This is a genomic window from Streptomyces sp. NPDC054047 (assembly GCF_055585065.1).
The window spans coordinates 189,850-216,103 of record NZ_JBVJKV010000001.1; the positions used below are offsets into that span (position 1 = coordinate 189,850).

At 71.3% G+C, this 26,254-nt stretch carries 25 protein-coding genes; 12 read left to right on the top strand and 13 right to left on the bottom strand.

The window, feature by feature from the left end; all coding sequences use genetic code 11:
• Positions 1-17 precede the first annotated feature (17 nt).
• Positions 18-701: a maleylpyruvate isomerase family mycothiol-dependent enzyme gene (locus tag ACZ6ZP_RS00925; protein WP_361463584.1), complete on the top strand. Its 684-nt coding sequence runs from the start codon at positions 18-20 to the stop codon at positions 699-701.
• Positions 702-711: 10 nt separating this feature from the next.
• Positions 712-1,368, top strand: coding sequence for an MBL fold metallo-hydrolase (locus tag ACZ6ZP_RS00930; RefSeq protein WP_351162073.1), 657 nt, complete (start codon positions 712-714; stop codon positions 1,366-1,368).
• Positions 1,369-1,388: 20 nt separating this feature from the next.
• Here the strand turns inward: ACZ6ZP_RS00930 and aroQ are convergent, their stop codons facing one another.
• Entirely contained in the window at positions 1,389-1,850 is a 462-nt protein-coding gene (gene aroQ, locus ACZ6ZP_RS00935) for a type II 3-dehydroquinate dehydratase (protein WP_190083240.1), read from the bottom strand.
• 151 nt (positions 1,851-2,001) lie between these two features.
• Here aroQ and ACZ6ZP_RS00940 point away from each other — a divergent pair, with 151 nt between their 5' ends.
• Positions 2,002-3,264, top strand: coding sequence for an MFS transporter (locus ACZ6ZP_RS00940; protein WP_383819952.1), 1,263 nt, complete (start codon positions 2,002-2,004; stop codon positions 3,262-3,264).
• Positions 3,265-3,291: 27 nt separating this feature from the next.
• On the opposite strand, the gene ACZ6ZP_RS00945 is transcribed toward ACZ6ZP_RS00940, so the two are convergent.
• From ACZ6ZP_RS00945 to ACZ6ZP_RS00970, 6 genes are all read right to left on the bottom strand, one after another.
• On the bottom strand, positions 3,292-4,389 hold the full coding sequence (locus ACZ6ZP_RS00945) for a calcium:cation antiporter (RefSeq protein WP_351162075.1): 1,098 nt from the start codon (positions 4,387-4,389) through the stop codon (positions 3,292-3,294).
• A 135-nt stretch (positions 4,390-4,524) separates the two neighbouring features.
• Entirely contained in the window at positions 4,525-5,535 is a 1,011-nt protein-coding gene (locus tag ACZ6ZP_RS00950; protein WP_454429272.1) for a TerC family protein, read from the bottom strand.
• Between the two features lie 261 nt (positions 5,536-5,796).
• Positions 5,797-7,740, bottom strand: coding sequence for a TerD family protein (locus ACZ6ZP_RS00955; RefSeq protein WP_468617029.1), 1,944 nt, complete (start codon positions 7,738-7,740; stop codon positions 5,797-5,799).
• Positions 7,741-7,786: 46 nt separating this feature from the next.
• Positions 7,787-8,365 carry a TerD family protein gene (locus ACZ6ZP_RS00960; protein WP_344521847.1) on the bottom strand — a complete coding sequence of 193 codons (579 nt, stop codon included), beginning with the start codon at positions 8,363-8,365 and terminating at the stop codon, positions 7,787-7,789.
• 134 nt (positions 8,366-8,499) lie between these two features.
• Positions 8,500-10,638 (bottom strand): excinuclease ABC subunit UvrB, encoded by a 2,139-nt coding sequence (gene uvrB, locus ACZ6ZP_RS00965; protein WP_351162082.1) that lies wholly within the window; start codon positions 10,636-10,638, stop codon positions 8,500-8,502.
• A 40-nt stretch (positions 10,639-10,678) separates the two neighbouring features.
• Entirely contained in the window at positions 10,679-11,545 is an 867-nt protein-coding gene (locus tag ACZ6ZP_RS00970) for an MHYT domain-containing protein (RefSeq protein WP_351162084.1), read from the bottom strand.
• A gap of 249 nt (positions 11,546-11,794) precedes the next feature.
• On the opposite strand from ACZ6ZP_RS00970, the gene ACZ6ZP_RS00975 reads away from it, so the two are divergent.
• The 3 genes from ACZ6ZP_RS00975 to ACZ6ZP_RS00985 all read left to right on the top strand — a co-directional run bounded on the left by ACZ6ZP_RS00975 (position 11,795) and on the right by ACZ6ZP_RS00985 (position 14,794).
• Positions 11,795-12,703, top strand: coding sequence for a glycerophosphodiester phosphodiesterase (locus ACZ6ZP_RS00975; protein WP_399977931.1), 909 nt, complete (start codon positions 11,795-11,797; stop codon positions 12,701-12,703).
• A 54-nt stretch (positions 12,704-12,757) separates the two neighbouring features.
• Complete coding sequence (locus ACZ6ZP_RS00980; protein ID WP_351162088.1) at positions 12,758-13,336, top strand: methylated-DNA--[protein]-cysteine S-methyltransferase; 579 nt, start codon at positions 12,758-12,760, stop codon at positions 13,334-13,336.
• Between the two features lie 195 nt (positions 13,337-13,531).
• Positions 13,532-14,794: an MFS transporter gene (locus ACZ6ZP_RS00985; protein ID WP_366462203.1), complete on the top strand. Its 1,263-nt coding sequence runs from the start codon at positions 13,532-13,534 to the stop codon at positions 14,792-14,794.
• 128 nt (positions 14,795-14,922) lie between these two features.
• Here ACZ6ZP_RS00985 and ACZ6ZP_RS00990 read toward each other — a convergent pair whose 3' ends face one another.
• Together ACZ6ZP_RS00990 and ACZ6ZP_RS00995 are read right to left on the bottom strand one after the other, a co-directional pair.
• Positions 14,923-15,291, bottom strand: coding sequence for a cupin domain-containing protein (locus ACZ6ZP_RS00990; protein ID WP_351162092.1), 369 nt, complete (start codon positions 15,289-15,291; stop codon positions 14,923-14,925).
• Positions 15,292-15,335: 44 nt separating this feature from the next.
• Positions 15,336-15,779 (bottom strand): VOC family protein, encoded by a 444-nt coding sequence (locus tag ACZ6ZP_RS00995; RefSeq protein WP_366462202.1) that lies wholly within the window; start codon positions 15,777-15,779, stop codon positions 15,336-15,338.
• A gap of 118 nt (positions 15,780-15,897) precedes the next feature.
• Between ACZ6ZP_RS00995 and ACZ6ZP_RS01000 the strand changes: the two genes are divergently transcribed.
• Both ACZ6ZP_RS01000 and ACZ6ZP_RS01005 read left to right on the top strand, forming a co-directional pair.
• On the top strand, positions 15,898-16,803 hold the full coding sequence (locus ACZ6ZP_RS01000; RefSeq protein WP_469405121.1) for a pseudouridine-5'-phosphate glycosidase: 906 nt from the start codon (positions 15,898-15,900) through the stop codon (positions 16,801-16,803).
• Positions 16,804-16,841: 38 nt separating this feature from the next.
• Positions 16,842-17,819 (top strand): carbohydrate kinase family protein, encoded by a 978-nt coding sequence (locus tag ACZ6ZP_RS01005; RefSeq protein ID WP_469405123.1) that lies wholly within the window; start codon positions 16,842-16,844, stop codon positions 17,817-17,819.
• A gap of 583 nt (positions 17,820-18,402) precedes the next feature.
• Here the strand turns inward: ACZ6ZP_RS01005 and ACZ6ZP_RS01010 are convergent.
• Positions 18,403-19,209, bottom strand: coding sequence for a methyltransferase domain-containing protein (locus ACZ6ZP_RS01010; RefSeq protein ID WP_399977916.1), 807 nt, complete (start codon positions 19,207-19,209; stop codon positions 18,403-18,405).
• Between the two features lie 147 nt (positions 19,210-19,356).
• Between ACZ6ZP_RS01010 and corA the strand changes: the two genes are divergently transcribed.
• Positions 19,357-20,493, top strand: a complete 1,137-nt coding sequence (corA, locus tag ACZ6ZP_RS01015; RefSeq protein WP_383819676.1) for a magnesium/cobalt transporter CorA — start codon at positions 19,357-19,359, stop codon at positions 20,491-20,493.
• Between the two features lie 90 nt (positions 20,494-20,583).
• Here corA and ACZ6ZP_RS01020 read toward each other — a convergent pair whose 3' ends face one another.
• The 3 genes from ACZ6ZP_RS01020 to ACZ6ZP_RS01030 form a co-directional block, all read right to left on the bottom strand.
• Positions 20,584-21,003 carry a CBS domain-containing protein gene (locus ACZ6ZP_RS01020; RefSeq protein ID WP_351162104.1) on the bottom strand — a complete coding sequence of 140 codons (420 nt, stop codon included), beginning with the start codon at positions 21,001-21,003 and terminating at the stop codon, positions 20,584-20,586.
• Positions 21,004-21,205: 202 nt separating this feature from the next.
• On the bottom strand, positions 21,206-21,610 hold the full coding sequence (locus ACZ6ZP_RS01025; protein WP_351162106.1) for a PPOX class F420-dependent oxidoreductase: 405 nt from the start codon (positions 21,608-21,610) through the stop codon (positions 21,206-21,208).
• A 112-nt stretch (positions 21,611-21,722) separates the two neighbouring features.
• Complete coding sequence (locus ACZ6ZP_RS01030; RefSeq protein WP_383819671.1) at positions 21,723-22,355, bottom strand: nucleoside/nucleotide kinase family protein; 633 nt, start codon at positions 22,353-22,355, stop codon at positions 21,723-21,725.
• Between the two features lie 188 nt (positions 22,356-22,543).
• On the opposite strand from ACZ6ZP_RS01030, the gene ACZ6ZP_RS01035 reads away from it, so the two are divergent.
• From ACZ6ZP_RS01035 to ACZ6ZP_RS01045, 3 genes are all read left to right on the top strand, one after another.
• A complete protein-coding gene (locus ACZ6ZP_RS01035) occupies positions 22,544-23,242 on the top strand; it encodes a DUF2293 domain-containing protein (RefSeq protein WP_469405124.1) in 699 nt (232 codons plus the stop codon).
• Between the two features lie 698 nt (positions 23,243-23,940).
• Complete coding sequence (locus ACZ6ZP_RS01040; protein ID WP_351162112.1) at positions 23,941-24,420, top strand: anthrone oxygenase family protein; 480 nt, start codon at positions 23,941-23,943, stop codon at positions 24,418-24,420.
• A 181-nt stretch (positions 24,421-24,601) separates the two neighbouring features.
• Positions 24,602-26,092, top strand: a complete 1,491-nt coding sequence (locus tag ACZ6ZP_RS01045; protein WP_351162114.1) for a glutamate synthase subunit beta — start codon at positions 24,602-24,604, stop codon at positions 26,090-26,092.
• Positions 26,093-26,254 lie beyond the last annotated feature (162 nt).

A 26,254-nucleotide genomic window follows, 5' to 3' on the forward strand; every position in this document is an offset into this window, starting at 1 on the left:
CGACTATCGTCGGGCGCATGATTGATCATGTGCGCGACCTGGCGTCTGTACGTGACGCGACCGACCGGCTGCTCACAGCAGCCGCGAAACTGAACAACGATTCGACCGCGGAGCCGTCACGGCTGCCGGGCTGGACCCGCGGCCATGTGCTCGCCCACATCGCCCGGAACGCGGACGCGCTCGTGAACGTCCTGGCCGGGCGGCCCATGTACGTCAGCGGCGACGCCCGGGACGCGGACATCGAGCGGGACGCGCCCAGGCCGCTGGCCGAGCAGCTGGTGGACGTACGCGAGTCCGCGGAGCGCTTCGAGGCCCAGGCCGCGGTCCCTGCCGACTGGTCCCGCACCATCGAGATGCGCAACGGAGTAACCGACTCCGCGTCGCGGGTGCCGTTCAGGCGGTGGGTCGAGGCCGAGCTGCACCATGTCGATCTGGGCATCGGGTACGAGCTGGAGGACCTGCCGGAGGAGTTCGTGCAGCGGGAGATCGCGTTCCTCGCGGCACGTTTCTCGGGGAACCCCGACGTGCCGCCGACGCGGGTGACGGACGGCACGCACGCGTGGAGAACCGGCCGGGACGGCGAGCCCGAGATCACCGTTTCCGGGCCCGCGCCCGACGTGGTCGGCTGGCTCTCCGGCCGTCGCGACGGCTCGGCGCTGACGGCCGAAGGCGGCCTCCTGCCCTCGCTGCCCCCGCTATAGGCTGAGGAACATGACGTACAGCGGAGCAGTGAAGGTCGGCGGCGGCGCGGACGTGCACGAGCTGCAGGACCTGATGATCTCGAAGGTCGCGGTCGGCCCGATGGACAACAACGCCTATCTGCTCCGCTGCCGGGCCACGGACGAGCAGCTCCTGATCGACGCGGCGAACGACGCCGAGACGCTGCTCACGCTGATCGGTGACGACGGCATCGCGTCCGTCGTCACCACCCATCAGCACGGCGACCACTGGCAGGCACTCGCCGCGGTCGTCGAGGCCACCGGCGCCCGGACCTACGCGGGCCGCGAGGACACCGTCGGCATCCCCGTGCCCACGGACGTCCCGCTCTCGGACGGCGACACCGTGAGCGTCGGGCACGTCTCCCTCACCGCGCGTCACCTGGTGGGCCACACGCCGGGCTCGATCGCCCTCGTGTACGACGACCCGCACGGCCACCCGCACGTCTTCACCGGCGACTGCCTCTTCCCGGGCGGCATCGGCAACACGCACCAGGACCCGCAGGCCTTCGCGAGCCTCCTGAACGACGTCGAGACGAAGATCTTCGGCACGCTGCCCGACGAGACCTGGGTCTACCCCGGCCACGGGAACGACACGACGCTGGGCACGGAGCGCCCGCATCTGCCGGAGTGGCGTCAGCGGGGCTGGTGACCCGCGTACGTCGGCAGGGCTCAGGCCCCGCCGACCAGCGCCGCCACCCGCTCCACCGCGAACGCGTACCCCTGCACACCGCACCCCGCGATGACACCGTCCGCGCGCTGGGAGACGTACGAATGGTGCCGGAACGCCTCGCGCTGGTGGATGTTGGAGATGTGGACCTCCAACACCGGCATTCCGTCGCAGGTGTTGAGCGCGTCCAGAATCGCGACTGACGTGTGCGAGTAGGCCGCCGGGTTGATGACGATGCCCGCGTGGTGCTCGCGTGCCTCGTGGATCCAGTCCACCAACTGACCCTCGTGGTTGCTCTGCCTCAGGTCCACGGTGCCGCCGTGCGCGGCCGCCGCCTTGGCACACAGCGCCTCGACGTCGGCGAGGGTGTCGGAGCCGTAGATCTCGGGCTGGCGCTGACCGAGCAGGTTCAGATTGGGGCCGTTCAGGATCATGATCGGGGCGTTGGCAAGAGTGCGCGTCATGCCGTCAGCGTACTGAGGACGCTCCCCACGCCTCCGCACGCCCCCGTAACCGGCCGTCACGGTGGGTAGTTGACGCGGCATGCGCAAGAGCCACTCCCCCGCCGGTACCGCTGGTGCCTCCGGCACAGCTGGTGCCTCCGGCACTCCTTCTCTGCCGCGGCTCGCGGCCGCCTCGCTCGCCGGGACCGCCATCGAGTTCTACGACTTCTTCATCTACGGGACGGCCGCGGCCCTCGTGCTCGGCCCCCTGTTCTTCCCGACGTTCTCGCCGCTCGCGGGAACTCTCGCCGCGTTCGCGACATTCGGAGTGGGCTTCGTGGCGCGGCCCCTGGGGTCCGTCCTCTTCGGGCACATCGGTGATCGGCGCGGGCGGCGTCCCGTGCTCATCGGCTCGCTGCTCCTGACGGGAGTCGCCACGGTCGCCGTCGGCTGTGTGCCCACGTACGACTCGATCGGTACGGCCGCTCCGGTGCTGCTCCTCGTGCTGCGCTTCCTTCAGGGGCTCGGGCTCGGCGGCGAGTGGGGCGGGGCGGTGCTGCTGACCGCCGAGCACGCGCCGGCCGAGCGGCGCGGGCTGTGGTCGAGCTTCCCGCAGATGGGGCCGTCGATCGGGTTCCTGCTTGCCAACGGGATCATGCTGGTGCTCTCCGCGACCCTCACCGACGCGCAGTTCACCTCCTGGGGTTGGCGGGTGCCGTTCTGGGCTGCGGGCCTGCTCGCGGTGGCCGGGCTGGCCCTGCGTACGTCCCTCCCCGAGAGCCCGAGCTTTCTGGAACTGCGGGAGCACGCGCGCGTGCCGCTCGCCGAAGTGGTGCGCGACCACTGGCGGCTCGTGCTGCTCACGGCGGGCGGCCTCGCCGTCGGGTACGCGGTCTTCTACGCCGTGACGACGTGGTCCCTGGCCTACGCGGTGGAGCGGCTCGACGTCAGCCGTACGGTGATGCTCGCCTGCATCATGGCGGCGGTCGTGGTGAAGGGCGCCATGACACCGGTGGCCGCGGTGCTCGGCGACCGGTACGGGCGGCGGCCCCTGTGCCTGCTGGGGTGTGCGCTCTCGGCGCTGTGGATGTTCCCGATGATCGCGCTGCTCGCGACCGGCGAGCCGCTGCTGATGTTCCTGGGCTTTTTGGTGGCGATGCTCGCGTTCATCACGATGTTCGCCGTGATCGCCGCGTATCTGCCCGAGCTGTACGAGCCGCGGGTGCGCTGCACGGGCGCCGCCGTGGGCTACAACCTGGGCGGGGTCCTGGGCGGCGCGCTCACACCGATCGTGGCGACGGCGGTGGCGCGGGGCGAGGGGACTCCGTGGGGTGTGGCGGCGTATCTGACGGCCGTGGCGCTGCTGAGCCTGGGCTGCTTCGCGCTGCTGCCCGAGACGCGGCCGGCCCGCGAACCGGCCCCTGTCACGGCGTGAGCGTCGGCTGACGAACGTACGCGGGGCTCACGGCGTGACCGCGAGCTCCAAGTACGCCGCGAACAGCACCAGATGGACCCCGCCCTGCAGCAGCGTGGCGCGCCCGGGCACGACCGTGAGCGTGCCGACGATCACGGTGAGCGCGAGCAGCACCATGTGGGTCGGGCCGAGCCCGAGCACCAGCGGCCCGGAGAGCCAGACCGAGGCGACCGCGACGGCCGGGATCGTCAGGCCGATGCTGGCCATCGCGGAGCCGAGGGCGAGGTTGAGGCTGGTCTGCACGCGGTCGCGGCGGGTGGCGCGCACGGCCGCGATGGTCTCCGGGAGCAGCACGAGCAGCGCGATGATGACGCCGACCACGGAGTGCGGCATGCCCGCGCTCTCCACGCCGGACTCGATGGTCGGCGAGACCCCCTTGGCGAGGCCGACCACGCCGATCAGGGCGAGGGCGAGCAGCCCCAAGCTGATCAGGGCGGTGCGGGTGGAGGGCCCCGCCGCCTCCTCGGAGTCGATCACCTCGCCCTTGCGGGTGATCGGCAGGAAGTACTCGCGGTGGCGCACGGTCTGGGTCGTCACGAAGAGGCCGTACAGGATGAGCGAGGCGACGGCGGCGAAGGTGAGCTGCGCCGTGGAGAACTCCGGGCCCGGCTTGGTCGTGGTGAAGGTCGGCAGGACCAGGCTGAGGGTGGCGAGCGTGGCGACGGTCGCGAGTGCGGCGCCGGTGCCCTCGGACTGGAAGTTGACGACGCGGTGGCGCAGGGCGCCCACCAGCAGGCAGAGGCCGATGATGCCGTTGCAGGTGATCATCACGGCGGCGAACACCGTGTCGCGGGCCAGCGTGGAACTCTTGTCGCCGCCATCGGCCATGAGCGTGACGATCAGCGCGACCTCGATGATCGTCACGGCGACCGCGAGGACGAGCGACCCGAAGGGCTCGCCGACGCGGTGCGCGATCACCTCGGCGTGGTGCACGGCGGCGAGCACGGCCCCGGCGAGCACGAGCGTCACCACGGCCACGACCGCGCCGGGCACGTCGCGTCCCCAGGTGAAGGCGAGCAGCACGACGGCGAGGACCGGCACGACCGCGGTCCACTGCGTGGCGGGCGTCCGGAGCCGAGTGATCATGCCTTCGATGCTGCACCGCCCTCAACGGGCACGCGACCGGGATGAGTACGGCGCGACGCGTACGACACAGGGAGTGGCCCGCGACGATTCGTCGCGGGCCACTCCCTGTGGTGGTGACTCCTGCATCCGCGGCCGTCAGGCCTCGATGCTGTCCTTGCTGTCCTTCGGGCTCTCGTCGGCCGCCTTCTCCGCGGCTTCCTTCTCCGCCTGCTTCTTGGAGGCGAAGAGGCTGGTGATCGTCGTGATCACCAGGACACCGCAGATGACGCCGAGCGAGACCGGGATGGAGATCTCGGGGACGTGCACCCCGTTCTCGTGCAGGGCGTGCAGCACCAGCTTCACGCCGATGAAGCCCAGGATGACCGAGAGGCCGTAGCTGAGGTGGACCAGCTTCTTGAGCAGTCCGCCGATGAGGAAGTACAGCTGGCGCAGACCCATCAGCGCGAAGGCGTTCGCCGTGAAGACGATGTACGGGTCCTGGGTGAGGCCGAAGATCGCGGGGATCGAGTCCATCGCGAACAGCACGTCGGTCGTACCGATGGCGAGCATGACGATCATGAGCGGCGTCATGATCTTCTTGCCGTTCTTCTGGATGAACAGCTTGGTGCCGTGGTACTGGTCGGCGACGCCGAACTTCTTCTCGGCGGCCTTCAGGAGGCGGTTCTCCTCCCACTCCTCTTCCTCGTCACTGGAGCGCGCCTCCTGGATGAGCTTCCAGGCGGTGTAGATGAGGAACGCGCCGAAGATGTAGAAGACCCAGGAGAAGTTGGCGATGACCGCGGCGCCGGCGGCGATGAAGATCGCTCGCAGGACGAGCGCTATCAGCACACCGAACAGCAGCACCCGCTGCTGGAGATGGCTGGGCACCGAGAACTTCGCCATGATCAGGATGAAGACGAAGAGGTTGTCCACGCTGAGCGACTTCTCGGTGATGAAGCCCGCGAAGAACTCGCCGGAGGCCTGACTGTCGCCCCAGATCAGCAGGCCCACTCCGAAGAGCGCCGCCAGCACGATCCAGACGCCCGTCCAGATTCCGGCTTCCTTGATCGACACGTCATGCGGCTTGCGGCCGATGAAGAAGTCGGCCGCGATCAGGGCACTGAGACCAAGAATGGTCAGCACCCAAAGGGTCATTGAAACGTCCACTGCGCCTCCGGCGTCGTACGGCTACTGATCAGCGTCGTCGCTGCCGGAGGTCTCTTCCACCCGAGGCGGCTCACCGCCCCGCGGGCCGACGCCCCGGGACCGATGGCGGTCCGTATTGACGGGTACGTCGCGTTCGGGAGTACTCCCCTCCGCTGGTAGAAGAGTACGCGAAACACCAAGACTTAGTAAAGGAGATGGCAAGCAATAGGCAAAAGGCCAGGTCGGAGTGGGTCGGGCTGGACCGAAAGTCGCTTTACCGTCTCAGCGTCCGCCCGTGCGCCGGGCGTGCGCGACCTGGTTCAGGACCTGCTGGAGGACCCGGCTGCCGGGCGGCGTCATCGGCGGTTCGTACGTCCACGCATGCCCCACCCAGGGGTCGGAGAGGTGGTCGTCGGCCACCGGCGTCAGGCGCAGCAGCGCGCGCCAGAGCGGGTCGAGCAGCGGACCGTACTCGGCGGCGTCCTCCCGGTCGGCGACCATCATCAGGTGCACGCCGACCGCGGGGCCCTCGTCCGCGAGGTAGCGCAGTTGGGTCACGGCGCGGTCGTCGAAGCCGTGCGGGAAGTCGTTGACGATCAGGAGCTGCTCGGCGGTGTCCAGGTCCGGCGGCAGCGCGTCGGCGGCGCCCGCGCGAATCGCCATCTGTACGAGGTCCACGCGCTGGGTGAGCTTGGCGAGCACCGCGGAGACGCCTGCCGCGCCGGAGGCCGGCGGCTCGGGGAGCACGCCCGCCGTCACCAGCGGCGAGAGCGCCCCGGCCGCGGAGCCCGCCGCGTCGATGACGTGCACCGTGAACTCGCCCGCCGGATAGACCGCGAGCAACCGCGCGGCGTGCGCGACCGCGCTGTCCATGGCGAGGCGGCGCAGCTGGTCCACGTCGGCCAGGGAGTCCGTGCCGGAGGAGCGGCCGCTGTCGATCCACAGGCCGCGCTCCAGGGGCAGCCTGACCAGCAGCGGGATGTGCAGGTCCGGACGCTCGGGCAGGTGGAGGTCGCCCAGGCGCAGCGCCATGGGGATCTCCATGGGGGTGCGGTAGGCGTGCCAGACAGGGCTGTCCCAGCCGGCGAACGCCATGGGCAGGGCGGGCTCGACGACCTCGGACTCGGCGGCGAGCTGGCCCAGGTCGCGGTCGAGGGCGGCCCGCGCCCGGTCGACGAGAAGGCCGTGCTTGGCGCGGGCGGCCTCGCGCGCGAGGTCTCCGGTGTTGCCGATGCGGCTGCGCGGGTCGGAGAGGACCTTGTCCAGCTCCTGGTCCATGCGCGACTCGGCGAAGTCGACGGCGCTTCGGTACGCGGCCGTGGTGCGGGCCAGGTCCTCGAACATGCCCCACACCTGGTTGTAGAGCCGCTCCTCCATGGACCAGCCGGTCGCGTCGCCCGCCACGGGCTGGGCGGACCTGCCCGGCTCGGCCGGGGCCGCGGTCGGCGGGGGCGGCGGCGGTGCGCTGGTCTGGCGGCCGGGGTGGCTGTAGTTGACGGGGCCGCCGGACGTGCTGCCCGCGTCGCCCGGCTGGGGCGTGGCCGGGGTGGGCTGGGGTGCGGTGGCGGTGCTGTCCGGGCCCTGCGCTCCCGGGCCCGGGGGCGTGCTCTGTCCGGTGGTGCGCACGCGGGCCTCGTCCGAGGGGCGGGGCGGCGGCGCGGCCACCGAGCGGGCGAGGCCCTGGGCCACCGCTTCGTTGATCGTGCCCGCCAGTTCGCGGGCCTGCGGCAGGCCCTGGTCGGTGAGCATGTCGGCGAGGCCGCCCGCGTACCCCTGGCCGACGGCGCGCACCTTCCACGCGTCGTGCCTGCGGTAGAGCTCCAGGGCGACGACGGCGGACTCGGCGTCCAGGTCGGTGATGGTGTAGCTGGCGACCTCGGAGCCGTCGAGTGCGGTGACGGCGACGAAGGGCGCGGCGAGGGAGCCGAAGCTGACCGGTCCCCCGACGCCCACGGGCAGCGCGAGCAGGACGTTGACCCGGTGCACCGCTTCGGGCACGGCGCCGAGGTCCACCGCGAGGCGGTGGTCGGCGGCGGCTTGCCTGGGCACCTCGAGCCCGGGCAGCGTGGGCGAGCCGGGATGGGCCACCCAGTCCGTGCCGCGCACCTTGCCCTGGTCGTCGCTGAGCGTGACCCCCGCCACGATCGGCTTGCCGACCGAGATCCGGATCTCCAGTCGGGTCTCGGGAAGCGGATGGTTCTGCCCCCGGACCAGCTCGGCCGTCATCGCCTTCGTCCCCCTCGTACCCTCTGTACTTGTCGGTGCCGCGTGCCTACAGGTGCGGCAGGATCGACGGCATCAGGTCCTGGAACGTGCGGCCGTTGGCGGGATTGCCGATGGCCGTCATCTGCCAGCCCGCGCCCGCGCGGTGGACCTTCGCCATGATCTGCGCGGTGTACTGACCGCCGCCGTCGAGTGTGTAGCGGGCCAGCTCCTGGCCGTTGGTCTCGTCCACCAGGCGGCAGAACGCGTTCTGCACCTCCTGGAACGTCTGGCCCGTGAAGGAGTTCACCGTGAAGACGATCTGGTCGATGTGGACCGGGATCCGCGCCAGGTCGACGAGGATCGCCTCGTCGTCCCCGCCCTGGCCGACACCGCCGACGAGATTGTCACCGGTGTGCCGCACGGAACCGTCGTCACTGACGAGGTGACGGAAGAACACGACGTCCACCGGCTGCTTGTCGGCGAACAGGACCGCCGACGCGTCCAGGTCGACCTCGCGCGTGCGTGTGCCGAACAGACCGCGCCTCGGGGCCGCTTGCCAGCCGAGCCCCATGCGCACCGCGGTCAGGGCACCCCCGTCGTCCTTCTGCAGGCTGATGGCCTGACCCTTGGTCATGTTGACCGTCACGCGCTGTCCCCTCTCGAACTGCCCTAGGCAACCGCCGGTCTGTGCGGTTGCCCAGCACCCTATGCAGAGGCACTGACAGTGCCGCAGTGCGGGCAGCACTTTGTGTCGGTCTTGCAACACACCAGGCAGTACGCCTACGCCTGTCCTGCCTCCCTCATCTGCCTGAGCTCCTTCTTCATCTCCGACACCTCGTCACGCAGCCGTGCGGCGATCTCGAACTGCAGGTCGGCGGCGGCCGCGCGCATCCGCGCGGTCATCTCCTCGATCTGTTCGGCCAGTTCGGCCGCGGGCCGGTCGGTGGGCACCTTCTCGGCGGCCTTGCCCTTGGCCGCCTTGCCCGCCTTGCCGCCGAGCGCGGGCACGGGCGCCTTGGCTGCCGCCTTCGCGTCGGCGCCCTTCGCCTTGCGGTAGTCCGTGCCGAGCAGCTGCTCCGTGTCGACCTCCTCGCGCGCGATCGCCGACACGATGTCGTTGATCTTCTTGCGCAGCGGCTGGGGGTCGATCCCCTTCTCCTTGTTGTACGCGATCTGCTTCTCGCGCCTGCGGTTGGTCTCGTCGATGGCCTGCTCCATCGCCGGGGTGACCTTGTCCGCGTACATATGGACCTGACCGGAGACGTTGCGCGCCGCGCGGCCGATGGTCTGGATCAGCGAGGTGCCGGAGCGCAGGAAGCCCTGCTTGTCGGCGTCGAGGATCGACACCAGGGAGACCTCGGGCAGGTCGAGGCCCTCACGCAGGAGGTTGATGCCGACCAGGACGTCGTACTCACCGGCGCGCAGTTCGCGCAGGAGCTCGACGCGGCGCAGGGTGTCGACGTCGCTGTGCAGATAGCGGACCTGGATGCCCAGCTCGAGGAAGTAGTCGGTGAGGTCCTCGGCCATCTTCTTGGTGAGCGTGGTGACCAGGACGCGCTCGTCCTTCTCGGTGCGCGTGCGGATCTCGTGCACCAGGTCGTCGATCTGCCCCTCGGTGGGCTTGACCACGACCTCCGGGTCGATGAGGCCGGTGGGGCGGATGATCTGCTCGACGAAGCCGTCGCCGCGCGAGAGTTCGTACTTGCCCGGGGTCGCCGAGAGGTAGACCGTCTGGCCGATGCGGCCGAGGAATTCCTCCCACTTCAGCGGGCGGTTGTCCAGCGCGGACGGCAGCCGGAAGCCGTGGTCCACCAGGGTGCGCTTGCGGGAGGCGTCGCCTTCGTACATCGCGCCGATCTGCGGGACCGTGACGTGCGACTCGTCGATGACGAGGAGGAAGTCCTCGGGGAAGTAGTCGATGAGGGTGTTCGGCGCGGAGCCGGGATCGCGGTCGTCGAAGTGCATCGAGTAGTTCTCGATGCCGGAGCAGGAGCCGATCTGGCGGAGCATCTCCAGGTCGTACGTCGTGCGCATGCGAAGGCGCTGGGCCTCCAGCATCTTGCCCTGCTTCTCCAGCTCGGCGAGGCGCTCGGCGAGCTCCTTCTCGATGCCGGTGACCGCCTTCTCCATGCGCTCCGGTCCCGCCACGTAGTGCGAGGCCGGGAAGACGTACAGGTGGTCGTCGTCGCTGATGACCTCGCCGGTGAGGGGGTGCAGCGTGGAGAGCGCCTCGATCTCGTCGCCGAACATCTCGATGCGGACGGCCAGCTCTTCGTAGACCGGGAAGATCTCGATGGTGTCGCCGCGGACCCTGAAGGTGCCGCGGGCGAAGGCCACGTCGTTGCGCGTGTACTGGATGTCGACGAAGCGGCGCAGGAGCTGGTCGCGGTCGATCTCCTCGCCGACCTTGAGCGAGACCATCCTGTCGACGTACTCCTGCGGGGTGCCGAGGCCGTAGATGCAGGAGACGGATGCGACCACGATCACGTCACGCCGGGTCAGCAGCGAGTTCGTGGCGGAGTGGCGCAGGCGCTCGACCTCCTCGTTGATCGAGGAGTCCTTCTCGATGTACGTGTCCGACTGCGGGACGTACGCCTCGGGCTGGTAGTAGTCGTAGTACGAGACGAAGTACTCCACCGCGTTGTTCGGCAGGAGCTCTCGGAACTCGTTGGCCAGCTGGGCGGCCAGCGTCTTGTTCGGCGCCATCACGAGGGTGGGGCGCTGGAGCTTCTCGATCATCCACGCGGTGGTGGCCGACTTGCCGGTGCCGGTCGCGCCGAGCAGGACGACGTCCTTCTCACCTGCGCGAATGCGCCGCTCCAGGTCGGCGATGGCCGCCGGCTGGTCGCCGCTTGGCGTGTAGTTGCTGACGACCTCGAAAGGCGCCACCGTGCGTTCGATCTTGGATACGGGCCGCATGGAACCCACCGTACGACCCCGCACTGACAACGGGGTCGGATCACCAGCTCTGCGGGGTCCTGGGGCCGGGGCGCTGCGGGGGCCTGCGGCCCGCCCGCGGGTCGTGCCGGTCGCCCGAGCGCGGCACGGGGTAGGGGGCGCGCTGCCCCTGTGCGGCGTTCTGGAGGTCGGCCTTGCCCATGACCATCAGCGGGTCGAACATGACGATCACGCCCGCGAGGAGCAGGAAGGCGAGCGGGCCGATCATCATCGGCGCGAGCAGCTCGGCGGGCGAGTCACCGGCCACCGGGGCCGCGGACGAGCCGTGCAGATGGACCCGGAGTGCGGCCATTCCGGTGTAGTGCATGCCACTGACGGCCAGGCCCATGACGAGGCTCGCGCCCAGGCTCCAGAGGAAACCCCTGACCTGCGCGGCCGCCCACAGGGCGGCGCTGGCGGCGACGACGGCGATCACGACGGAGGCGGAAACGGTGAAGGTGTTGTACTCCAGCGTCCCGCGCAGACGCATACCGGCCATTCCCAGATAGTGCATCGAGGCGACGCCCAGACCGGTGATCGTTCCGCCGGTGAACAGGGCCGTCCCGGTCGCGCCGCGGTAGCCCACGATGAAGATCCCGATGCCGACCATGACGATGGCGACGGCGAGACTCGCGAAGGTCAGCGCCTTGTCGTAGTGGATCGGGGCTTCCTCGACGGTGAAGCCCATCATCGCGATGAAGTGCATCGTCCAGATGCCGGAACCGATCGCCGCCGACCCGAGTGCGAGCCAACCGGGCCTCCAGGAGTGGGCCACGAGGAGCGATCTGGTGGTGCACCGCAGGCCGAGCGCTCCACCGAGACACGCCATGAGGTACGCCGCCACCGGTGTGACAAGTCCATAACTGAAACCGTCGACCGTGCCCTGCATGCGCGGTAGCCCTTCCGCCTGTTGTGTCCAAATGCCCGGGAATGCCCCCAAGTGGCCCCAGCCGACCGTCCACTGACAGGCCATGGGCTGACGCAGAGAGTAAAGCTCACTCCGGAACTTGCGAACGATTTTCCGGGAAAGAATCCCGGTTGTCTCCGTTCAACCTGTGGCCATCCTGCACCTGTCTCGCGTTGGCCGTGGACTGTCACTCTCATCCGGTCCGTGCCCAAACATCGCGAGGAGTCACCGTTGTACGCACGCGCTGCCGCTGCCACCACCGCCGCTCTGCTCGGAGCCGGTGCACTCGCCCTCCCCTCCACCACCGTTCACGCCGCCGACCGGCCGTCGGCGCAGACGTCCGCGCAGACGTCCGTCTCGCACGACAAGCCGCTGGTCGTCGCGCACCGGGGCGCTTCCGCCTATGCCCCGGAGAACACTTTCTCAGCCATCGACAAGGCGGCTGACATGGGGTTCCGCTGGGTCGAGAACGACGTCCAGCGCACCAAGGACGGCGAGCTGGTGATCATGCACGACGACACCCTGAAGCGGACGACGAACGTCGAGGAGCTCTACCCCGACCGCGCGCCGTGGAAGGTCGCGGACTTCACGGCGAAGGAGATCTCCCGGCTGGACGCGGGCAGCTGGTTCAGCCCGAAGTACGCCGGACAGCGCGTGCCGACGCTGAAGCAGTACATGAACCGGGTCTCGCGCAACCACCAGAGCCTCGTCTTCGAGTTCAAGAAGCCCGAGCTCTACCCGGGCATCGAGAAGCAGGGCCTCGCCGTCCTGCGCAAGACCGGCTGGCTCGACCGCCACCACGTCAAGAACAAGCTCGTCATCCAGAGCTTCAGCGCCGACAGCGTCAAGACGGTGCACAAGCTGCGGCCCGACATCAAGACCGGCTTCCTCGGTACGCCCGCGGTCGCCGATCTGCCCGCGTACGCCAAGTTCTCCGACCAGATCAACTCGACGCACACCTCCATCTCCAAGGAGTACGTCGCCGCGATCCACGCGCTCAAGGGGCCGCACCGCAAGCGCCTGGAGATCTTCACCTGGACCGTGAACAACGCGGCCGCGGCGAAGCGGGTGGCGGACTTCGGGGTGGACGGCATCATCACGAACACACCCGACGTCGTGCGCGAGGCCATCTCCGAGTAGCGCCGGCGGGCTCGCGGGACGGCGTTGTCAGTGCCCGGTCGTACGGTGGTCCACATGAACGCCAAGGGGCAGCACGGGCAGGGCCGTCCGGAGCAGGACGACTCACGGCAGGTGGTGTGGGCCGTCGTCGCGAGCGACATCGGCCCACTGCTGCTGGCCGCGACCGACGACGGTCTGGTCAGCGTCGTCTTCCACGCCTCGGACGCGGTGCGCGACAAGGCACTGGAGCGGCTCGGCTCCCGACTGGGGGCCGAGCCGGTCGAAGCACCGGACTCTCCGCTCCTCACCGAGTCCATACGCCAGCTCGCGGACTACTTCGCGGGCGAGCGCCACGACTTCGAGCTGCCGCTCGACTGGTCGCTGATCTCCGGGTTCAACCGCCAGGTCCTGCGCGAACTGACCACCGTCCCGTACGGCGCCGTGGTGGGGTACGGAGACCTGGCACGCCGCGTCGGCCAGCCCGGCGCGGCCCAGGCGGTCGGCATGGCGATGGGCGCCAATCCGCTGCCGGTCGTCGTGCCGTGCCACCGCGTGGTCGAGAGCGACGGCGGCATCGGCGGCTTCGGCGGCGGCGTCGAGACCAAGCGACAGCTGCTCGCCCTGGAAGGGGTCCTGCCGCAGCCGTTGTTCTGACACTCCGGTGCGCTGGTGGGTGGGTCTGGCATGCGGTGGATCTCACGCTCCGGCGCGCGGTGGGCAGGTCCGGCCTGCGGTGGATCTCACGCTCCGGCGCGCGGTGGGCAGGTCCGGCCTGCGGTGGATCTCACGCTCCGGCGCGCGGTGGACGAGTCTGTTTCGCGCGCACGGGCGTCCTGGCACACTGCGTCAGTGACTTCGACCCTCGACGCTCCTGACATACCCGCGCCAGAGGCACTGCCCGCCCTGCGCCGCCGCACCACCGCGGTGCTGGTCGCCAGCCAGATACTGGGCGGGCTCGGAGTACCGATCGGCATCGCCCTGGCCCCGATGCTCGCCACCGAGGTGAGCGGGACGGAGGCGCTGTCCGGCCTCGCGCCCACCGCGTCCGTGGCCGGCACGGCCCTGCTCTCGCTGCCGCTCGCCGCGCTGATGACCTCGCGCGGACGGCGGCCGGGACTCGTCCTCGCCTATCTGATCGGCGCGCTGGGGGCCGGGCTCGTGGTGCTCGCCGCCGTCGTCGAGAGCTTCCCCCTGCTGCTCCTCGGCATGGCGGGCTTCGGGGCGGGCTCGTCGGCGAATCTGCAGGCCCGCTTCGCGGCGGCCGACCTCGCCGAACCCGACCGGCGCGGACGTGCCATCTCCCTCGTCATCTGGGCCACCACCATCGGCTCGGTCCTCGGTCCGAACATCGCCGCACCCACGAGCCGTGCCTTCTCCGGCACCTCCATACCCGAGGCGGCAGGCCCCTTCCTCTTCGCCGCCGGGATCTTCGCCGTAGCCGGTCTCGTGGTGGCGGTCCTGCTGCGCCCGGACCCGCTGCTCACCGCCCGGGCGCTGGCCCCGCAGGAGAACCAGTCCGCGCGGAGCCGTTCGCTGCGGGCCGGTGTCGCCGCGGTGGCCGCGTCGCCGATGGCCCGGCTCGCGCTGGTGACGGTGGCCGCTTCGCACACGGTGATGGTCTCGATCATGGTCATGACCCCGGTCGACCTGGGGCACCACGGGGCGAGCCTGCAACTGGTCGGTCTGGTCATCAGCGGCCACATCGCGGGCATGTACGCGCTCTCGCCGGTGATGGGCTGGCTCTCCGACCGGTTCGGGCGGCTCGCCGTGATCGGCCTCGCGGTCGGGCTGCTGTGCTGCGCCGCGCTCCTCGCCGGCACGGCGGGGCCGAGCCACGGCCAGACCGCCGCCGGTCTATTCGTGCTCGGCCTCGGCTGGTCCGCGGGGCTGGTCTCCGGTTCCGCGCTGCTCACCGACTCGGTGCCGCAGCCCGCCCGGGCCGCCGTGCAGGGCCTCTCGGACCTGACCATGAACACGGCGGCGGGCATCGGCGGCGCGGCGGCCGGGCTGATCGTCGCGCGGGCGAGCTACGGCTGGCTCAACCTCATCGGCGTCTGCGTGCTGCTGCCGATGGCGGCGCTGGCGCTGCGTCGGGCGGTCAAGAAGGCCTGAGGTGCCTGGCCTCAGGTGCCTGAGGTGCTGAGGCGCCTGAGGTGGTGCTGAGGCGCCTGAGGTGCTGAGGTGCCTGAGGTCAGAAGGCCGAGGTCAAGATGGCCTGACCTCGGATCCTGACCCCGCGGTCAGGCGAGCGTGATGTGGTACGCCTTGCGCAGCGTCTCGTGCACGGTCCACGTCGTACGGTCGCCCTCGCGCAGGACCGCCGCGTCGCCCGGGCCGACCTCGATCACGTCGCCGCCCTCGACCTCGATCGTGGCGCGGCCACTGACGACCACGAAGAGTTCGTTGGCCTCCGTGTCGGTGACCACGCCGGGCGTGATCTGCCAGATGCCGCGCAGCTGCTTGCCGTCGGCCGACTCCCACAGGACCTTGCCGGTGACCTCCGGGGTGCCGGAGACGATCTGCCCGGGGTCGAGCGGCTCGGCCTCCAGGTCGACATCCGGGATGTGCACGGCAAAGGACGGCGTGACGGCTTGATCATTCGTGGTCATGGCCGGTCACCCTAGCCGGGAGCCGCGCGGCCCTCCGTCACGGGTCAGCTTGCCCCGTCTTCTCCGTAGTGCCGCGCTTCGATGACGTTGCCGTCCGGGTCGCGGAAGTAGAAGCTGCGGCGGGCCCTGCCGCGGGCGCCGAACGCGTTCTGCGAGATGTCCGACACCGGCGTACCGCGCTCCTCCAGACGGGCGCGCAGCGCATCGAAGTCGGGCTCCGACAGGGCGAGGCAGACGTGGTTGACCGGGTGGCCCGCGCTCTTGGCCGCGTCCGGCACGACGTCCATGCGCTCGGCGAGTGTGAGCGGGGCGAGGTCGAAGATGGTCTCCTCGTTGAGCCGCACGGACGGGAAGGATGCCTTGCCCGCCGTGAACTCGGCGACGTGCAGGGGTTCGAGGCCCAGCACCTTCTCGTAGAAGTCGGCTGCCGCCGCGGGGTCGCGCACCCACAGGACGACGTGGTCGAGACGTGTCGTGTTGTCCGTCATGCCCCTCAGGCTGCAGCCCCCTCCCCCGCGCCGCAAGGGTTTGGCGGGGCGCGCCGCCCGCCAGGGATGACAGGGATGACAGGGATGAGGAGAGACCCGACAGGCAGGAGGCAGGCCCGTGTTGGTGGTGTCCGACGAGGTACAGGCGGCTGTGGCGGACCGGCGGCCCGTCGTCGCCCTGGAGTCCACGATCATCGCGCACGGGCTGCCGCGCCCGCGCAATCTCCAGGTGGCGCGTGAGCTCGAAGAGGTCGTACGCGAGGAGGGCGCCGTCCCCGCGACGATCGCCGTACTGGACGGGCGCCCCCATGTCGGCCTGGACAAGCAGCAGTTGGAGCGGGTCGCGAACGAGGACGGCATCCGCAAGCTGGGCCACCGCGATCTGGCGCTCGCGGTCGCGGCGGGGGCGAGCGGGGCGACGACCGTGTCCGCGACGGCGCTGCTCGCCGCGCGGGCGGGCGTGCGGGTGTTCGCCACGGGCGGGCTCGGCGGGGTGCACCGGGAGTGGACGGTGACGCAGGACGAGTCCGCCGACCTGGGGCTGCTCGCCCGGACGCGCGTCACGGTCGTCTGCGCGGGCGTGAAGTCGATCCTGGACGTGCCGGCGACGCTGCAGCGCCTGGAGACGCTGGGCGTCGCGGTGGCGGGGTACGGGACGGACCGCTTCCCCGGCTTCTACCTCACCGACTCCGGGCATCCGGTGGACTGGACGCTGCGTACGCCCGGGGAGGTCGCGGCGGTGATGCGGGCCCAGGACGCGGTCGGCGGTCCGGAGTCCGCGCTGCTCGTGGCGAACCCCGTCCCGGAGGCCGAGCAGCTCGATCCCGCGCTGCACGCGCGCGTGCTCGCCGAGGCGTTGGAGGCGTGCGCCGAGCGGGGCATCACCAGGCAGGCGGTCACGCCGTTCCTCCTGGACCAGCTGGTGCGACGCACCGACGGTGCGTCGCTGAGCGCCAATCTCGCGGCGGTGCGGGGCAATGTGCGGCTCGCGGGGCGGATCGCGGCGGCCTGGGCGGGGCGGTGAGCTCTGGGGGTGGGGCGGTTGGCTCGCGGGGCGAGGCGGTGAGCTCACGGGGTCGGGCGGTGAGCTCGCGGGGCGGGGCCCTGTTGGTGGTCGGCGACGTCGTCACGGACATCGTCGCGCGGCACCGTACGCCGCCGGTTCCCGGCACGGACACGGCGGCGGCGATCCGTACGGTGCCGGGTGGTGCGGGCGCCAACGTGGCCTGCTGGGCGGCTTCTTGGGGGTGCCGCGACGTACGGCTCCTGGGGCGGGTCGGTGCGGATTCGGCGACGTGGCACGAGGAGGCGCTCACGCGCGCGGGGGTGCGTTCGCGTTTGATCGTCGACTCCGAGGCGCCTACGGGCACCGTGATCTGTCTGGTCGACGGGGGTGTCGGGGGCGGGGCCGAGCGGACGTTCCTGACGGACAGCGGCGCGTCGCTGCGCCTGTCGGGCGCGGACTGGTCGTCCGCGCCCGACCTTCTGGACGGGGTGGGATGGCTGCACCTGTCGGGCTACTTGTTCTTCGCGGAGCCGAGCCGGGAGGCGGCCGAGGCGGCGTTGGCCACGGCACGCGCGCGTGGCGTGCCGGTGAGTGTGGACCCGGCGTCGGCGGGGTTCCTGGCGGAGCTGGGGGCGGAGCGGTTCCTGGCGGCGACGGAGGGGGTGGATGTGCTGCTGCCGAGTGAGGGTGAGGCGCGGTTGCTGGCGGGGGCGCCTGGGGCGGGGCCTGGGGCGGGGGCGGGACGCGAGGTGGGGCTGGGGGTTACGGATGCGGCGGCCGGCCTGAGCCGGCGGTACCCGGTGGTGGTGGTCAAGCAGGGTGCCGCGGGTGCGCTGGTCGCCAGGGGCGGCGAGGTGCGGGCGAAGATCCCCGCGCTGCCCGCGACCGCACGCGACTCGACGGGGGCGGGCGACGCGTTCACGGGCGCGTTCCTTGCGGCGCGCTTGGACGGGGCGGGGCTTTACGAGGCTTCGGCGGAGGGCTGCAGGGCGGGGGCCCGCGCCGTCGAACTGGTGGGCGGGAGGCCGGGGTAGGGGCGGGTTTCCCGTGCGGGGGGGGGCCGTTTCGGGTGTGGGCCGCACTGCCGACTGCGGGTGCGTTGGGGTGAGCGCCGCTGTCCGTCTTGGGGGCGGGGCCGCGCCGGTACGTCCCTCCTCGCTAACACGGCCCGAGCGCCCGCACGCTTCGGCTGGCGAGTCCAGCACACCGTGCTCCGGGCAGACATACCGGCACACCCCCTGACGTGCCTAGCGCGCTGCGGGTGCACAGGGGCTAGCGTCACTGTCCGCCTCAGGGGCGGCGCCGCGCCGGTATGTCCCTCCTCGCTAACACGGCCCGAGCGCCTGCATGCTTCGGCCGACGAGTCCAGCGCACCGTGCTCCGGACGGACATACCGGCACGCCCCCTGGCCTGCGTAGCGCGCTGCGGGTGCGTTGGGGACCGATCTGCGCATCCGGCCGCGCTGCATCTCGCCACGTCGCGGATGGCCCACCCGCCCCTACCGCAGGGCAATCGGGCGGGTGGGCGGGAAAGGCTTGTTCGGGCAGGGGGCGTGCGGGGTGATCTGGTGGGGGGGGTGGGAGAGGTTCGTTCCGTAAGGGGGTGTTGCGGGGGAGGTTAGGGCTTGCGGCCCCAGGCTGAGATCAAGGGGGGTGTCGCCAGGTCCATCGGCTCTGCGGCGATGTTCGCGAGGTGGTCGGTGATGTCGTCCTCCGTGGCCAGGCCCGCGGATGTCAGGGCCGTGCGGGACTGCTGGATCGTGGCCGTCTCCAGGGCCGTGCAGGCGGGGGAGGTCAGGGGGAAGTACGCGTCGGCCTCCACCTGGCGCAGGCCCGCCGCCCGAAGCAGCCGGGGCAGGGCACGCCCGTACGCGAGGTCGGCGCCGCGCTCGGTGAGCAGCGCGTGCCGCAGCCGGTTCGCCAGCTGCTGCGCAGGCCCGTACTCGTCCGGGCACGGCAGGGGCTGCAGGGCCGGGTCGGGCTCCTCGATCAGCAGGCGCCCTCCGGGCCGCAGAGCCCGGATCATCGCCCGCAGGGCCAGCTCCCGGTCCGGCACCCGGGCGAGGACGAGCCGCGCGTGGACGAGATCGAAGCCCTCGGCGGGCGGCGCGTCCACCCCCACGTCATGCATGCGCACCTCCACCGGCGGCCGGGCGGCCGACGTCTGCCAGGAGATGTCCGCGTCGGTCGCCAGGACCCGCCCGGTGGGGCCGACCCGCTTGGCGAGCCAGGAGACGACGGAGGTGCCGCCCGCGCCGACCTCCCAGCAGCGCCACCCCGGCCCGATGCCGAGCCGCTCGATGTGCCGGAAGGTCGTGGGGTCGAAGAGCGCGGAGAAGGCTTCGGAGCGCTGCCCCGCACCCGCGCCCGCCCCCTCGGCGTGCCGATTCCGATTGCCGGTCAGATAGCCGTCGATGAGCGTCATGCCGTAATTATCCCAATTACCCGGCTTGCTCCGGGGAGGCGGCTCCGCACGCCCGGAGCGGAGTCTTCCGTTCCCCCAGGCTCCGGCCGCGCCGTCAGGACGTACTGGCAGACTGGCACGTCACGTCACCAGAACGAGGAGCCACGCATGTCGATGGCAGGCAACCTGCGAAAGGTAGGGAACCTCCGCAAGGTAGGCGGCCTACGGAAAGTCGCGCGGGTCGCCCAGTTCGTGCGCAAGCACAGCCGTGTGGACCTGAGCCACCCCGCCCGCTCCCCCCTGGGCTCGGCGGTGGTCAAGTGCGTGACGTACCGGAAAGGCGTGCGCCAGGAAGGCGGCCGCGATCTCGTCGAGGAGGTCGAGCGCGTCCGCAAGAGCGGTGACGGATTCGTCTGGCTCGGGCTGCACGAGCCGACGGAGGAGGAGTTCGCGGGCATCGCCGAGCTCTTCGACCTGCATCCGCTCGCCGTGGAGGACGCGGTCCACGCCCACCAGCGGCCGAAGGTGGAGCGGTACGACGAGACGCTGTTCTCCGTGTTCAAGACCGTCTGTTACGTGGAGCATGCCGAACTCACCGCGACCAGCGAGGTGGTGGACACCGGCGAGATCATGGTCTTCGTCGGCAAGGAGTTCGTGATCACCGTGCGGCACGGCCGCCACGGTTCGCTCGGCCCGCTGCGCGAGGAGCTCGAGTCTGCGCCCGAGCAGCTGGCCAAGGGCCCGGCAGCGGTCCTGCACGCGCTGGCCGACCACGTCGTGGACGACTACCTGGTCGTGACGGACGCGGTACAGGCCGACATCGACCAGGTGGAGATGGACGTCTTCTCCAAGGACGGCGAGCGCACCGACCCGGGCCGCATCTACCAGCTCAAGCGCGAACTCCTCGAACTGAAGCGGGCCGTGGTGCCGCTCGGCCGCCCCCTGCAGACCCTCTCCACCCAGCCGATGCAGGCGATCGCCCCGGAGATACAGGCCTACTTCCGGGACGTGGACGACCACCTCAAGCGCGTCACGGAGCAGATCGCCTCCTTCGACGAACTCCTGAACTCCATCCTCCAGGCCCACCTCGCCCAGGTGACGGTCGCGCAGAACGAGGACATGCGGAAGATCACCGCCTGGGCCGCCGTGATCGCCGTACCGACGATGGTCTGCGGTGTGTACGGAATGAACTTCGACCACATGCCCGAACTGCACTGGAAGTACGGCTACGGCCTGGTGATCGGCGTGATCGTCACCACCTGTTGCGCGCTCTACCGCGGCTTCCGGCGCAACGGCTGGCTCTAGGAGACATCGCGCATCGCGCATCGCGCGTACCGCGGATCTCCGGCGAGCCGTCCGTTGCCCGGCGGGGCGAGGCGACTTGTGGTGCGGTGGTCAGCTCTTCGCGTAGACGCTCTCGACCCAGCCCGCGAGTTGCTCCTCGGTGAGATGGGTGGCGAGGTCGGCCTCGCTGATCATGCCGACCAGGCGTTTGTTCTCGATGACCGGGAGCCTGCGGATCTGGTTGCCCTGCATCTCCTGGAGGACCTCGTCGACGTCCGCGCCCGAGTCGATCCAGCGTGGCGTGCCCTTGGCCATGTCGCCCGCGGTCACCCTGGACGGGTCGTGCCCCATCGCCACGCAGCCGACCACGATGTCGCGGTCGGTGAGGATGCCGCAGAGCCGCTCGTTCTCGTCGCTGATGGGCAGTGCGCCCACGTCCAGCTGACGCATCAGCTGGGCGGCGCGGTCCAGGGTCTCGTGTGCGGGGATCCACTGGGCACCGCGGTGCATGATGTCTCCGGCGGTGGTCATGAGGTACCTCCCGGGGCCGGACGGCCGGCGCGGCGCGGAGGCACCGCTAGTCCCGGCGCCCCTCATTCTCGCCGGGCCCCCGGAGGTCCGCACGCCGAGACTCCGGCCGCCGGGCCATGGACGGCCGCCGGACCGCGGACAACCGCCGGGCCACGGACGACCGCCGGGCCACGAGCGGGAACGGCCTCAGACGGGCACGGCCTCAGGCGGAGAAGCCGACGACCTTCTCCGGGGTCACCCTGATGATCACCCGGGCCTCCTCGTCCTTCTCGCCGGGCGGGTCGATGCCCAGGTACTTGTGCGCGAGCTCGTACGGAAGCCGCTTCTCCGGATCGGGGAGGATCTCGGCGACGCCGCGGATCTCGGTCGACGTGTACGGGTTGGCCAGGTCGAAGACCGAGATGCTGATGCGCGGGTCGCGTTCGAGGTTGCGGACCTTCTGACGCCGCGCCGTGGAGGAGAACAGCACGGTGTCGCCCTCCCGTTTGATCCACACCACCGAGTTCTGGGGTGCGCCACCGGGGCCGAGGGTGGCGACACTGGCGAAGTTCTTGCCGTCGAGGAGGGTGCGGACCGATTCGCTGAAGTGGAGCGCTGTCGTTGCCATGCCCAGACTCTAACTACATGCACGTGCATATAAAAGGGGTTCGCTCAATCTCCTTCGTCGCGCCGCCGGCCGCCTGCGCCGGGTGGCATCAGCCGCTCCACTCCGGATGCCGTCAGCCGCTCCACGCCGGGTGCCGTGGATCGTCCGCGCGTACGACCACGTCGGCCGTCGAACCGGGGTCCGTCTCCGCCTCGTACCGCTCGAAGGCGGGCAGCGTCCAGCGCTCGCTCTCCGCCGTACGTCGCCGCAGGGCGCCCGGCGAGAGGCTCGTATGGACGGTCAGGTCGAAGGGGAACCAGTGGCCCAGGAGCAACGGGCCGTGCAGCAACAGCAGCGCGCCGGGCTGGAGTTGAACGTACGGGCTGCGCGTCGCGCGGTCCGCGGCCGGGTCCCACAGGTCGGGCAGCACCCGTCCGGTGCCACCCGGATCGAGCGGGCCGAAGACCTCGCGCCAGAGCGCGCCGGTGTCGAACCAGCCGCTGTAGTACGCCTCCACGTCCTCGTGCCCGTATTCGAGGCGCAGCGAGGCGGGGCGGAGGAAGTCTTCCGTGCCGACGACGAGCGCGGACCGCCCACGCACCCGCAGCGCGTCGGCCACGCTCCGGGCCAGCTCGCCGGGCTCACCCGCCGGGGCTCCGTCGAAGGCGACGCGGGGCCAGGGGCCCGCGTCGGCCGTCTTCAGGTCGAGCAGGCGGTCGGCGAGGGCGTCCGTGAGCCGGTCCCAGGTGATCGCTTCGAGTCGCACGTGTCCCATGATGCAGGGCGCTCCCGCTGCGGGTTCGGGGAGTCGCACCATGGGAGTCGAACCATGGGAGTCGCATCACGGCCCCGGGGCTCCTGCCCACTCCCCCGCTTCGGGCGCACCATGACCCGGGGGCTCCTGCCCCCTCCCCCGCGGCGGTACGCGTCCTCCGGCCGGGGAATGAACCCCTTATGGCAGCACCAACTCCCCTCGCCCGAGGCCGACTTCTCGCCATCCAGCCCCTGAAGCGCCGCCATTGCGTGGAGTGCCGCGGTGGGCCGCTCGCCCTCCTGGTCGTCGAGGACGCCGGGCCGCACTGCCTGGACTGCGCCGACCTGGGCCATCTCGTCTTCCTGCCACGCGGCGACACCGCGCTGACGCGTCGGGCCCGCGAGGGGAGCGGGCTCTCTGCGGTGGTCGTCCGCTTCAACCGGCGCCAGGGCCGGTACGAACGCGAGGGCGTACTCGTCGAGGAGGCGGCGCTCGCACGGGCCGAGGAGCGCTGCCTCGCGGACGCGGAGGCGCGGGCGCGCCGCCGGGCGCGGGACGCCGTGCGGCGGGCCGCGCAGGACGTCCGCTTCACCGCGGCCTTCGCGGACGAGATACGCCGTCTCTTTCCCGGGTGCCCCGAGGAGCGGTCCCGCGCGATCGCCGCGCACGCGTCCGTGCGGGGCAGCGGGCGGGTGGGGCGCAGCGCGGCGGGGCGCGCCTTGTCCGCCACCGCGGTGACGGCGGCGGTGGTGGCCGCCGTCCGGCACACGGATACGCCGTACGACCGGCTCCTCATGAGCGGAGTCCCGCGCGGCGAGGCGCGCCGCCGGATCGCCCCGGCGGTGGAGTCGGTGCTGCGGGGCTGGCGGGGGCCTGGGCGGGAGGGGGTTGCGGGCTGAGGGTTCTGGCCGGGGCCTGCGGGGCGACTGGGGCGGCTGGTGCGGTTGGTGCGGCTGGTGCGCCCACCTCACCGGGGTCTTGCCTCGCCCCCGCCTCTCCTTGCTCCGTGGTCTGCGCCTGGGTCGCGGCTTCACCTTGCGTCGACGGCAACCTGTCCCGGCGCTTCGCGCCGGATACTTCCCGCCCACCCACTCGATTACCCCGCAGCCCAAACGGGTGGGCGGGCGGAGACAACCCGCTGCGAAGCACCGGGCCAGAGGCAACCGCCCCGACCAGCCGCGCGAAGCGGCGGGAAGCGGCGGGAAGCGGCGGGAAGCGGCGGGACAGAGCCAACAGGCAACACCGCCAGCGAACACCCCTGCCAGGCAGGGGCGCCCCGCCCGCTCGCGCACGCCTCGACACAGGGCAATCGGGCGGGTGGGCGGGGAGCGCATCCGTCGCGAAGCGGCGGGACGGGTGCGGCGCCCGACGGCGGAAAGCGGAGGAACCCGCCCACGCAGAGCCAGGCCACCGGCCGCGGAAAGCGGAAGGGTTCGCCCCGGGCAGAGGCGGGACAGACTCCCGCGTATGCGCCCGCGCGCCCCACGCATGGCCCCCCACCCGGTAAGGGCAATTCACTTGTGGTGCAGGGCCGCGCCATGGAGGATCACTGCGGCTCACTCACCTGACGGCTGCCTTACCCAACGCGGGAGTTGCCATGATCGAGGGACCATACTTCGTGCTCGTCGTACTCGGCGCGCTCGCCACCGGCATGGTCGCCGGAGCGTTCGTCGCGTTCTCGACGTTCGTGATGCCCGCCTTGGCCGCGCTGCCCCCCGCGCAAGGCATCGCAGCCATGCAGTCGATCAACGTCAAGGCGCTCACCGCCGGGTTCATGGCCGTGTTCATGGGCGCCGCCGGCCTCAGTGCCGTCGTCGCCGTCGTCACCTTCGTGCTCTGGCCCGAGGACGGCACCGTCGAGCTGCTGCTGGGCTGCGCGCTGTATCTGTTCGGCTCGTTCGGGGTGACCATCGTCGCGAACGTCCCGCGCAACGACGCCCTCGCCAAGCTCGACGCGCAGGCGCCGGAGAACGCGGACCGCTGGCGTACGTACGTCGGCGAATGGACCATGTGGAACCACGTCCGGGTCGGAGCCTCACTGGCCGCCTCGGCCTCCTTCATCCTCGCCCTGACCTGACCTGACCTGACCTGACCTGGCCTGACCTGGCCGAACCCCGCCCCCGACGTAATCCCCCCTCCCGGCACCCCCGCGCCCCCGCGCCGCCCCACCCCAAGCCCACGTGCCGCCCCCGCCCACCCGTCGTACAGTGGGCCGAAAGCCCGCGAAGCACGCGAGAAGGCACGCGAGGGAGACGGCCATGGCCGACCCCAGAGGCTTCCTCACCACCAGCCGCCAGGAATGGCCGCGCCGGTCCGTCGGCGACCGGATCAAGGACTGGGACGAGGTGTACGTCCCCGGCGCGCTGCTGCCCATCGTCGAGCGGCAGGCCGACCGCTGCATGGACTGCGGCATCCCCTTCTGCCACGACGCCTGCCCGCTCGGCAATCTGATCCCCGAGTGGAACGAACTCGTCTCGCGCGCCGACTGGCGCGCCGCGGCCGAACGGCTGCACGCCACGAACAACTTCCCCGAGTTCACCGGCCGCCTCTGCCCCGCCCCCTGCGAGGCAGGCTGCGTCCTCGCGATCAACCAGCCCGCGGTGACCATCAAGAACGTCGAGGTGGCCATCGCCGACCGTTCCTGGGCGGACGGCCTCAACCCGCCCCGCGCCCCGGACCGGCACTCCGGGAAGACCGTCGCCGTCGTCGGCTCCGGACCGGCCGGACTCGCCGCCGCGCAGCAGCTGACGCGCGCCGGGCACACCGTCGTCGTGTACGAGCGCGACGACCGCGCGGGCGGGCTCCTGCGCTACGGAATCCCCGCGTTCAAGATGGAGAAGCACCACCTGGAGCGGCGGCTCGCGCAGATGCGGGACGAGGGCACGGTCTTCCGGACGTCCGTGGCGATCGGCAGTGACATCGGCGCCCTGGAGCTGCGGGCCCGGCACGACGCGGTGGTGCTCGCCGTCGGCGCCACCGCCTGGCGCGAACTCGACGTACCAGGGCGGGAGTTGAGCGGCATCCAGCAGGCCATGGAGTATCTCCCGCTGGCCAACCGCGTGTGCGAGGGCGACCTCGGCACCTCCCCCCTGTCCGCCGCGGGCAAGCACGTCGTGATCGTCGGCGGCGGGGACACCGGAGCGGACTGCCTGGGCACGGCGGTGCGCGAAGGGGCCACATCCGTCACGCAGTTGGACATATACGAGCGGCCGGGCGACGTACGCGACGAGCTGGCCGAGCCCTGGCCGACGTATCCGAAGGTCTACCGCCTCTCCGTCGCGCACGAGGAGGCCGGCGAGCTGCGCACCGCTCCCGCCGCGGACGCCGACGCGCGTCTGTTCGCCGCGTCCACCCTCCGCTTCACCGGCGATTCGGCGGGCCGGGTGCGCGCCCTGCAGCTGACCGAGGTCGACGCCGACCGCCGACCGCGCCCCGGCACCGCACGCGAGCTCCCCGCCGACCTCGTCCTCCTCGCGCTCGGCTTCTCCGGTCCGGACCGTACGCCGGGCGGCCTGATCGACCAGCTCGGCCTGGACGTCGAGGACCGCGGCACCCTCGCCCGCGACGCGGACTTCGCGACGAACGTGCCGGGCGTGTTCGCCGCGGGCGACGCGGCGCGCGGCCAGTCACTGATCGTGTGGGCCATCGCCGAGGGCCGCGCGGCCGCCGCCGCGGTGGACCGCCGGCTGACGGGCGCGACCCAGCTGGCGGCGCCGATCGGCCCGTACGACCGGCCGATGACGGTGTGAGGCGACCGTGTGACTTGACCGTGTGAGCCCGCCCGACCGGCACGACGCGTCCGGCCATGGTCAGCATCTGTCGCCAACGCCGTTACGGGCTCGGGGAATTGGCCCCTCAATGGGTACGTTGGACCACAAAGGCACGGCGTTGCCGGGGCACTGATCCGGCCC